Source organism: Actinotalea sp. JY-7885 (assembly GCF_014525465.1).
Taxonomy (GTDB): Bacteria; Actinomycetota; Actinomycetes; order Actinomycetales; family Cellulomonadaceae; genus Actinotalea.
On sequence record NZ_JACEXH010000248.1, the window covers coordinates 1 to 3448 of the forward strand.

Annotated in this window: 2 protein-coding genes and 1 pseudogene; 1 reads left to right on the forward strand and 2 read right to left on the reverse strand. The window is 76.4% G+C overall.

What is annotated here, in order from left to right:
- Nucleotides 1-32: 32 nt before the first annotated feature.
- Both IDM29_RS15690 and IDM29_RS15695 read right to left on the reverse strand, forming a co-directional pair.
- On the reverse strand, nucleotides 33-890 hold the full coding sequence (locus IDM29_RS15690) for an SDR family oxidoreductase (protein ID WP_188037760.1): 858 nt from the start codon (nucleotides 888-890) through the stop codon (nucleotides 33-35).
- A gap of 100 nt (nucleotides 891-990) precedes the next feature.
- Nucleotides 991-2781, reverse strand: coding sequence for a diguanylate cyclase (locus IDM29_RS15695; protein ID WP_182112541.1), 1791 nt, complete (start codon nucleotides 2779-2781; stop codon nucleotides 991-993).
- Nucleotides 2782-2863: 82 nt separating this feature from the next.
- Here IDM29_RS15695 and IDM29_RS15700 point away from each other — a divergent pair.
- A pseudogene (locus IDM29_RS15700) lies at nucleotides 2864-3448 on the forward strand (MFS transporter); the annotation flags it as partial.

Genomic DNA, 3448 nt, shown 5'->3' on the forward strand with positions numbered 1-3448 from the left:
GGGGCCGGGCCGGCCGGGCGCGGGCGGGGCCGTCAGGGGAGGGCGCGGCGGAGGGTGTCGGCGAGGGGGGTGGTGGGGCGGCCGATGAGGCGGCTCAGCGTGCCGGACGTGGCCGCGAGCGCGCCGTCGCGGATGTTGCCGTCGAGCGCGACGACGAAGCCCGCCGTCGCCTCGTCGAGACCGGCGGCGAGCAGCGCGGCGCGGTGCTCCTCGGGCGTGACGTCGTCGTGCTGGACCTCGCGGCCGAGCAGCTCGCTCAGCACCGCCGCGAGCTCGTCGAAAGCCCACGCCGTGTCGCCCGACAGCTCGTGCACCGCACCCTCGTGGCCGTCCGTGGTGAGCACGACGGCCGCCGCCGCGGCGTAGTCGTCGCGGGCCGCGCTCGCGACGCGCCCGCCGCCGGTGCTCGACAGGACGACGCCCGTGGCGCGCGCCTGCTCGAGCGTCGGCACGTAGTTCTCGGAGTACCAGCCGTTGCGCAGGACCGTGGTGGTCAGGCCGCTCGCGGCCAGCAGCTCCTCGGTCGCCTTGTGCTCGGGCGCGAGGACCAGCGCGGTGGTGTCCGCCGCGAGGACGGACGTGTAGACGAGGCGCGCGACGCCGGCGCGCGCGGCGGCGTCGATCACCGTCCCGCGCTGCTGCACGCGTCGCCCGGGCTCGCTGGCCGAGATCAGCAGGACCGTGTCGCCCTCGCCCAGGACGGCCGCGACCGACGCCGGGTCGTCGTAGTCGACCCGCGCGGTGCGCACCCCGCGCTCGGCGAGGTCCGCGACGCGCTCGAGCGCCCGACCCCCCGCGACGACGTCGGCGGGGGCGACCCCGCGCTCGAGCAGCTCCTCCACGACATGGCGGCCCAGGTGGCCGGTGGCTCCGGTGACGACGATCGACACGGTGGTCTCCTCGCGACGAGGCCGCGGGCGATCCGCGGCAGTTGTCGCATCAACCGACACGGGACCCGGTTCCTTCCCGGAGCACCCGGGGCGCGGCGGCTCAGACGAGCGCGAGCGCCACGCGGTCCCGTCCGCTGCGCTTGGCCGTGTAGAGGGCGGCGTCGGCCGCGCCCACCAGGTCGGACGCCACCAGCATGTCGTCGGTGCGGTACGCGACGCCGACGGACGCCGTCACGTAGGTCGGCACGTCCGGCACGACGACGTCGGCCACGGCCGCGCGCAGCCGCTCGGCCGCCGCCTGGGCGGTCGCGGCGTCGGTCTCGCGCAGGAGCACGGCGATCTCCTCGCCGCCGAACCGGTACGCGGTGTCGCTCGAGCGCAGCTCGCGCCGGACCGCGTGCGCCACGGCCCGCAGCACGGCGTCGCCCGCGAGGTGACCGTGCTGGTCGTTGAGCCGCTTGAAGTGGTCCAGGTCGAGCATGAGGAACGTCAGCGGGCGCCCGTAGCGCTCCGCGCGCTCCCACTCGACGGCGAGGTCGGCCTCGAGCCGGCGTCGGTTGGGCAGGCGGGTCAGGGCGTCGTGCTCGGCCTGGTCGCGCGCCGAGCCGTGCAGGCGCGCGGACTCGAGTGCCGCCGCCGCCGTCGACAGCAGGGCCGTGAGGACCTCGAGCGTGTCCGGGTCCACCGCGCGGCCCGCCTGCGCGCCGATGCCGCCCAGGTGCAGGACGCCGACGACGGAGCCGCCGAGCACCAGCGGGTGGGCGCTGCCCTGCTCCTCCGCGACCGGACGCGCGTCGGCGGCGCTCGCCACCACGGCCGGCGGCAGCGGCGTGTCCGACGAGGGCACCGTGCCGTGCGGGTCGTCGCTGCACCGCACCGCGTGCAGCTCGCCGTCGTCCCCCCGGATCCAGAGCGTCACGGGCGCACCCAGCAGGTCCGCGGCGGCGTCGCTCACCGACTCGGCGACGTAGCGCACGCTCGTGCTGCCGGAGACCTCCCGCGCGATCCGGACCACGCTCGCCAGGCGCTCCGCCAGGAGCGCCAGCCGCTCCTCGCGGGCCACCCCGAGCTCGCCCGCGGCCTGCAGGTCCGACGCGAGCCGGTCGAGCGCCGAGCCCATCGTGTCGAGCTCGGAGATGCCCGTGACGGGCACGCGCGCGGACAGGTCCCCCTCGCGCAGGGCGTCGATGGTGCGCAGCAGCTCGTCGACGGGCGCGATCACGGCGCTCGTGAGCCGCCGGCGCCGGCGCGTCGCGAGGGCCGCCGCACCGGTCACGGTCACGACCGACCCGCCCATGCCCGCGACCAGCGCACCACGCTGGGCCACGAGCGCCGCGTTGCGCTGCTCGACGACCGTGTCGATCGTCACGGTGTCGGCGGCGCGGTAGACGTCGAACAGGTCCTTGCCCGCGAGCAGGAGGCGCGTGGTCGCCGCCGGGGTGAGCGCCGAGATCCGGGTGGTCCCGTCCACGACGTCGTCCGCCCACGACTGCCACGCCTGGCGCGCGAGCATGGTCTCGACGACGAGCGCCGTCAGGCCGGGGTCGTCCGCCGCGTACTCGAGGAGTCGGGCACCCGCGGCGTCGACGTCGGCGCGGCCCTGCTCGTACGGCCCGAGGAAGACCTCGTCACCCGTCGCGAGCCACCCCCGCAGCCCGGTCTCCTGGTTGAGCATGCCCTCCTGCATGAGGCGTGCCTCGCGCGTGAGGTTGGTCGACCGCACGACGGCGGGCTCGCTGACGACCAGCAGGTAGCCGGAGGTCACGAGGGCCATCGCGAGCATCGCGGCGAGCGCCGCGACGAGCGCGACGTGGCTGCGCCGCAGCTCCGTGACGATGCCCGTGGGGCCGGCGCCCCGCGCGGCGGGCCCGTCGGGGCGCAGACGTCTCACACCGACCTGATCGGCCACGGCACGGCGCGTTCAAGGGGTGCAGGGCCGTGGGCTGCTCCTTCGGCCGGTAGCCTGCGTCGGTGTGAGCGTGCTCGGAGACCTGAAGATCGTCGCCGTGCACCCCGGGTTCCGGCGGCTGTTCGCCGTGCGCCTCGTGTCCCAGACCGGCGACGGGATGTTCCAGGTCGGCCTGGCGACGCTCTTCTTCTTCGCGCCCGAGCGGATGACGACGGCGTCGGGCGTCGCGGCCGCCTTCGCGGTGCTCCTGCTGCCCTTCACGGTCGTCGGTCCGTGGGCGGGGGTCCTGCTCGACCGCTGGCGCCGGCGCCAGGTGCTGCTGGTCGGCAACGCGGTCCGGGTGGTCCTGACGCTCGTGCTCGCGGCCCTGCTGGCCGGCGTCGGCGTCGGACCCGCCGTGTACGTCCTCACGCTCGTGACGCTCTCGGTCAACCGGTTCCTGCTCTCGGCACTCTCGGCCGGGCTGCCCCGCGTCGTGCCGCGCGAGCAGCTGCTCATGGCCAACTCGATCACGCCCACGCTGGGCGCGGCGGCCGCGGGCGTCGGCGGCGCCCTCGGACTGGTCGGCGGCATCGTCGCGCCGGCGGGACCCGCGCACGACGCCGTCGTGCTCGTCGGCGCCGCGGTGGTCTTCGCCGCCGCGTCGGCG